The 4,863-nt window shown below is 39.9% G+C and carries 8 protein-coding genes; all 8 read right to left on the bottom strand.

Annotated features, from left to right (window positions below):
- On the bottom strand, positions 1 to 316 hold a 316-nt coding region (locus J7K93_13350; GenBank protein ID MCD6117986.1), incomplete at its 3' end, for a glycosyltransferase family 2 protein.
- 27 nt (positions 317 to 343) lie between these two features.
- On the bottom strand, positions 344 to 1,471 hold the full coding sequence (locus J7K93_13345) for a glycosyltransferase family 9 protein (GenBank protein MCD6117985.1): 1,128 nt from the start codon (positions 1,469 to 1,471) through the stop codon (positions 344 to 346).
- Positions 1,472 to 1,508: 37 nt separating this feature from the next.
- The gene (locus J7K93_13340; protein MCD6117984.1) at positions 1,509 to 2,276 is read right to left on the bottom strand and encodes a GTP cyclohydrolase I FolE2; all 768 of its coding nucleotides are present in this window, start codon (positions 2,274 to 2,276) and stop codon (positions 1,509 to 1,511) included.
- Positions 2,269 to 2,658: an NADPH-dependent 7-cyano-7-deazaguanine reductase QueF gene (queF, locus tag J7K93_13335; protein ID MCD6117983.1), complete on the bottom strand. Its 390-nt coding sequence runs from the start codon at positions 2,656 to 2,658 to the stop codon at positions 2,269 to 2,271. Before queF ends, J7K93_13340 begins: the two co-directional genes overlap by 8 nt.
- Positions 2,659 to 2,727: 69 nt before the next feature.
- Positions 2,728 to 3,426, bottom strand: a complete 699-nt coding sequence (gene queC, locus J7K93_13330; protein MCD6117982.1) for a 7-cyano-7-deazaguanine synthase QueC — start codon at positions 3,424 to 3,426, stop codon at positions 2,728 to 2,730.
- A gap of 2 nt (positions 3,427 to 3,428) precedes the next feature.
- Positions 3,429 to 4,067, bottom strand: coding sequence for a radical SAM protein (locus J7K93_13325; protein MCD6117981.1), 639 nt, complete (start codon positions 4,065 to 4,067; stop codon positions 3,429 to 3,431).
- A 2-nt stretch (positions 4,068 to 4,069) separates the two neighbouring features.
- Complete coding sequence (gene queD, locus J7K93_13320) at positions 4,070 to 4,435, bottom strand: 6-carboxytetrahydropterin synthase QueD (protein ID MCD6117980.1); 366 nt, start codon at positions 4,433 to 4,435, stop codon at positions 4,070 to 4,072.
- A 95-nt stretch (positions 4,436 to 4,530) separates the two neighbouring features.
- A partial coding sequence (locus tag J7K93_13315; GenBank protein ID MCD6117979.1) for an ATP-binding protein occupies positions 4,531 to 4,863 on the bottom strand: 333 nt, incomplete at its 5' end.

Raw genomic sequence — 4,863 nt, 5'->3', positions numbered from 1 at the left:
TCATATAATAACCGTTATACTTTTCTTTTCCTGCTCTGGCAAGAATATCTTCTCTCAGCTCATCAGTGACAACTTCATCTGCATCAACAAACAGAACCCAGTCTCCTCTTGCTTTTGATAATGCAAACATCCGCTGTGCAACATAACCCTGCCACTTGCGGATAATTACCTCTGCTTCAAGAGCTTCGGCAATTTCACATGTTCTGTCTGAACTTTCAGCATCAACTATGATAACTTCATCTGCCCAGCTTATGCTTTCTATACACCGGGAAATATTCTTTTCTTCATTTTTTGTAATTACAAGTGCTGAAATCATCTGTTTATATCCAAAAAATTAACAGGCTCATATCTTTTTATCAAGAATTTGCGACAATTCTTCCTCTACATCTTCCACTGATACGTTGTTTGTCCTGCGGTCAGCGGACCTTACAGCCCGGAATTTATCTCCCTGAGGCTTCCATAATGCCGGATCAGTAGGGCCGAAAACAGCAACAAGAGGTGTGCCTGCAGAAGCACACAGATGCATAATTCCGGTATCATTGCATACTACAGCATCACACAGAGAAAAATGTACTGCCTGACGCCTGAGAGTTGAGGGCGGAATCATGTGAACCGGCACTGTGACCAAATCAGCAAATTCTTCGGACAGCTCGCTCTCTTTCGGCCCCCAGAAAACAACCGGTTTAATGTTGTACTTTCTATAAAGAAATTCTGCTGTTTCTGCAAATTTTGAAACAGGCCACCTGTTCTCCCTCTTGTTTGCTCCTATGTGCAGGCCTGCGCACAGGTTCTGCTTATAAGCTTCGTTGAATTTCTCTTTCACTTTACGTTTCTCGTCATCAGAGATGTAAATCCTTTCGGAAATATCATTTACAGGCACGCCTATGTATTCTACAATCTCAGTATTTCGTCTGGTTTGATGTTTGTCAGTACCCCCGTCAGGCACAATGATATTGTATAAAAAGTTTTTCTTACAGCCTCCGAACGGGAAACGCTCCGAACCGATAACATATTTTGCTCCGGACAATACTGTAATAAGATCACTCGTAAGAGAGTGGCTCTCTGATGCCAGTACAATAGCCATGTCCCATCTCTTGTACAGGTTTTTCCAGAAAAACGCCATACGCCGGAAGTTCCACTGGAATCCACTTTCGTAAAATATTATAAGCTCATCAATGTAAGGGTGGTTCAGTGCTGCATCTGCCGCATAGCTTCTCGCAACAAGGCCTGTTCTAAGATGAGGAAAAGCTTTTCCTACGGCACGCCATGCTGCAGACGAAAGCAGGAAATCCCCTAACTGATCATGAGGCCGGACAATAAGTATACTATTTACATGATCCCAGTTGATCTGATCCGGGCTCAGCAGCTTCCTTGCGGCGATCTTTTCAAAAAATCTAAGTATATTATGTTTAAAATATTGATCTATCCTGTTCCAGATTCGCAAATTATATCTCTCTCCACTGCTTTTCAATATTAAATTTCATCTGTCGGATTTTTCTCCGGTGCTGCTACTTTGTCCGCTCTATTGAAGCATAAGCATTATGGTTGTGTATGGATTCAAAATTTTCAGATTCAACCTTGTACCAGAAAACTCTATGATCATTTTCAAGCTTTTGTGCAACTTCTCTTACAACATCTTCAACAAACATGGGATTATCATAAGCCTGCTCTGTCACTACTTTTTCATCAACCCTTTTTAATAGGGAATAAACAGGGCTTGATGCTGACTCTTCTGCATATTCAATTAATTCTTCAATCCAGACAAGCTTTTTTGACCGTATTTGAATGCTCACAATTGAACGCTGATTATGTGCTCCGCGGTCAGAAATTTCTTTAGAGCATGGACAGAGTGTTGTTACAGGTACCTTAACGCCTACAATAAAATCCTTCTTTTCCTTTAATGTACCTATGTATGAACAGTTGTACTCCATTAAGCCCAATGCACCGGAAGCAGGTGCTTTTTTCTCAATAAAATATGGAAACCGAACCTCCATGTGAGCTTCCTCTGCATTGAGCTTTTCTTTCATATTATGCATTATATGCTCTACAGTATCAATATGGAGATTTCTATGGTATTCGTTTAAAATTTCAATGAATCTCGACATATGTGTACCGCGGAAATTATGCGGAAGGCTCACATACATGTTAATTGAGCCTACCGTATGCTGTACCTTATTCACCCGGTCTCTCACTGTAATAGGATAAACCAGATTTTTTACTCCAACCTGATCAATTGACAGATTCCTGTAATCCGGCTGATTCTGAATATCAATCAATATTTGTTTCTCCCCTGTATTCTGCTGTTACAACGGTTTTTACATTGCCTCTAGGATTAAAATCCCCAACAACCTTCATATATCTCGGTTTTGCAACTGAAACGAGATCTTCCAGAATCTTATTAACTACTGCCTCATGGAACATCTCTTCATCCCTGAATTTATTAATGTAAAGTTTAAGTGACTTTAATTCAATTATTTTCTTATCAGGAATATATGTAACATGAATTGCTGCAAAATCCGGATATCCGGATATAGGGCACAGACAAGTAAACTCAGGCAGAGTAATATCAACCTGATAATCTCTGCCGGGATAATGATTTTCCACAACCGTTAATTTGGAATCCCTTATTTCCCGCTGCCCGCGTTTCAGCTCAGACATAATATCTCCAAAAATTTATTTTGATTCTTTCATCTGCGATTCTGCATTATTCATAAATCACAACCATATTTAACCTGATACATATTCAGTAGGATCATCTATTCCAGCTTCCCTGAATCCTTTTTTGCGAAGCAGGCATGAATCACACCTGCCGCACGATCTGCCTTCATTGTCAGGATCATAGCAGCTTATTGTAACGCTGTAATCAACGCCAAGTTTAGTTCCTCTTGTAATTATTTCAGCTTTACTAAGATTAATCAGAGGAGTATGGATTTTACAGGGATGGCCCTGAACTCCCTGTTTTGTCCCTAAATTTGCAGTTTTTTCAAAAGAACGGATAAACTCTTCTCTGCAGTCAGGATATCCCGAATAATCAAGAGCATTGACTCCAATAAAAATATCATGTGCGCCTATGGACTCAGCCCATGCAAGCCCGAGGGATAAAAAAACCGTATTTCTTGCAGGCACATAACTGACAGGTATTTTCCCTCCTGCTATTTCATCCTCTTTTCTGTCTTTTGGTATTTCTCCTGTACCTGTAAGAGCTGACCCGCCAAACACAGAAAGGTCTATGTCCAGCACAATGTGCCTTGCAGCTCCAAGCCTGTCCGCCATCTTCTTTGCAGATTCAATCTCAATATAGTTATTCTGTCCGTACCTGAAACTTAAAGCATAACATTTAAAGCCCATATCACGGGCAATTGCAAGAGTTGTACTGGAATCAATCCCACCGCTTAATAAAATCACTGCTTTCAGAGATTCAGGCATTTTTACACTCCTCTTTCCCTGTCCGGCCAGATAATTTTATGAAGCTGCAAATGCAGCCTTACATCAAGATTATCAGTCAGTATTTTTTCTGCAAGTACTGCAGGGCTCAGCATATCTGATACAGGTGAAAACAGAATTTCAAATCTGCCTGACAGGCTGTACTCTGAAATCTTATCCTTTGCCCACACATAGTCATCTATAGATGTCAGCACAAATTTTATCTCATCCTCTGCAGAAAGCCTGTCAATATTCTGAAAATCATTTCTATCGCTCTCTCCGCTTCCGGGTGTTTTAATATCAAGAATGCATCGTGCCTTTTCCGGAATCAGGTTAATATTCTGTGAACCGTTTGTTTCTACCTGCACATCATATCCGGAATCAATCAACCTTTGAGCAAGGGCAGCCGAGCCTTCCTGAAGAAGAGGTTCCCCGCCTGTAATTGTCACACGGTTACAATTAAAACTTTTGACCTGCACAAGTATTTCTTCTATTGAAAATTTGGTACCTCCGCTTCTGGCGTACTTTGTATCACAATATGTGCAGTTAAGATTACATCCTGCCAATCTTACAAAAACAGCAGGAAGCCCCATAGTTGTGGACTCGCCCTGAATGGAGTAGAATATTTCTGATACCTTAAGCATTGTTACTCTTCGTAGCAGACCGCATAGCTGTCTGATTCCCAGACTGTAACAGAGGACATCTTAACTGACTGAGGCAGCAGTTTACCTGTTTCATGATAGCAGTATCTTGCAAGATTCTCTGCTGTAGGGTTCTTTTTATCAAAAGGCGGGATAGTATTGATATTATTATGATCCAGCCTGTCAATAACTTGATTTGTTGCAGCTTTTAATTTTTTAAAATCAAATGATATACCTATTTCATCTGTCTTTTCAGCGTTTATTTCAATCCTCACCTTCCACGTATGCCCGTGCATCTTGCTGCATTCACCATCATACCCGTGAAGCTGGTGCGCTGCTGCAAAATGTGTTTCATAAAAAATATGATACATTAAACATCCTCCGAATAACTGTAAAAACCGCCCGATTATCAGCCATAGAGTATAATAAGTTTTATAACTATTGTCAAGCATGTTTATGTTTACACTTACAGATAGATAACAATTGTTGTTCCCTGGTTCTTTACGCTTGACACCTCTATTTTGCCGCCATGGTCTTCAATTATTTTACTTATTATCACAAGCCCCAGGCCGGTTCCTTTTCTTTTGGTTGTAAAATCAGGATTAAAAATTTTCCCGAGAATATCTTCATCCATTCCACTTCCACTGTCAGAAACAACAAGCTTCACAGAATATTCATTTTTATCGGAAGGCATTGTTAATAATTTAATCTGATCACCGGATTTACAAGCTTCAATACTATTTTTTACAAGATTGATTATAACCCTTTTAATCTGCTTTCTGTCTGCATTGATTTGAGG

It is taken from the genome of bacterium, from assembly GCA_021158245.1.
Taxonomy (GTDB): domain Bacteria; phylum Zhuqueibacterota; class QNDG01; order QNDG01; family QNDG01; genus QNDG01.
This window is presented reverse-complemented; position numbering and strand designations above follow the sequence as displayed.

Excerpts from the sequence above, each read along its gene's own strand:
- queF (MCD6117983.1), bottom strand. The coding sequence starts at position 2,658 with ATGTCTGAGCTGAAACGCGGGCAGCGGGAAATAAGGGATTCCAAATTA.
- J7K93_13325 (MCD6117981.1), bottom strand. The coding sequence starts at position 4,067 with ATGCTTAAGGTATCAGAAATATTCTACTCCATTCAGGGCGAGTCCACA.
- queD (MCD6117980.1), bottom strand. The coding sequence starts at position 4,435 with ATGTATCATATTTTTTATGAAACACATTTTGCAGCAGCGCACCAGCTT.
- queC (MCD6117982.1), bottom strand. The coding sequence starts at position 3,426 with ATGCCTGAATCTCTGAAAGCAGTGATTTTATTAAGCGGTGGGATTGAT.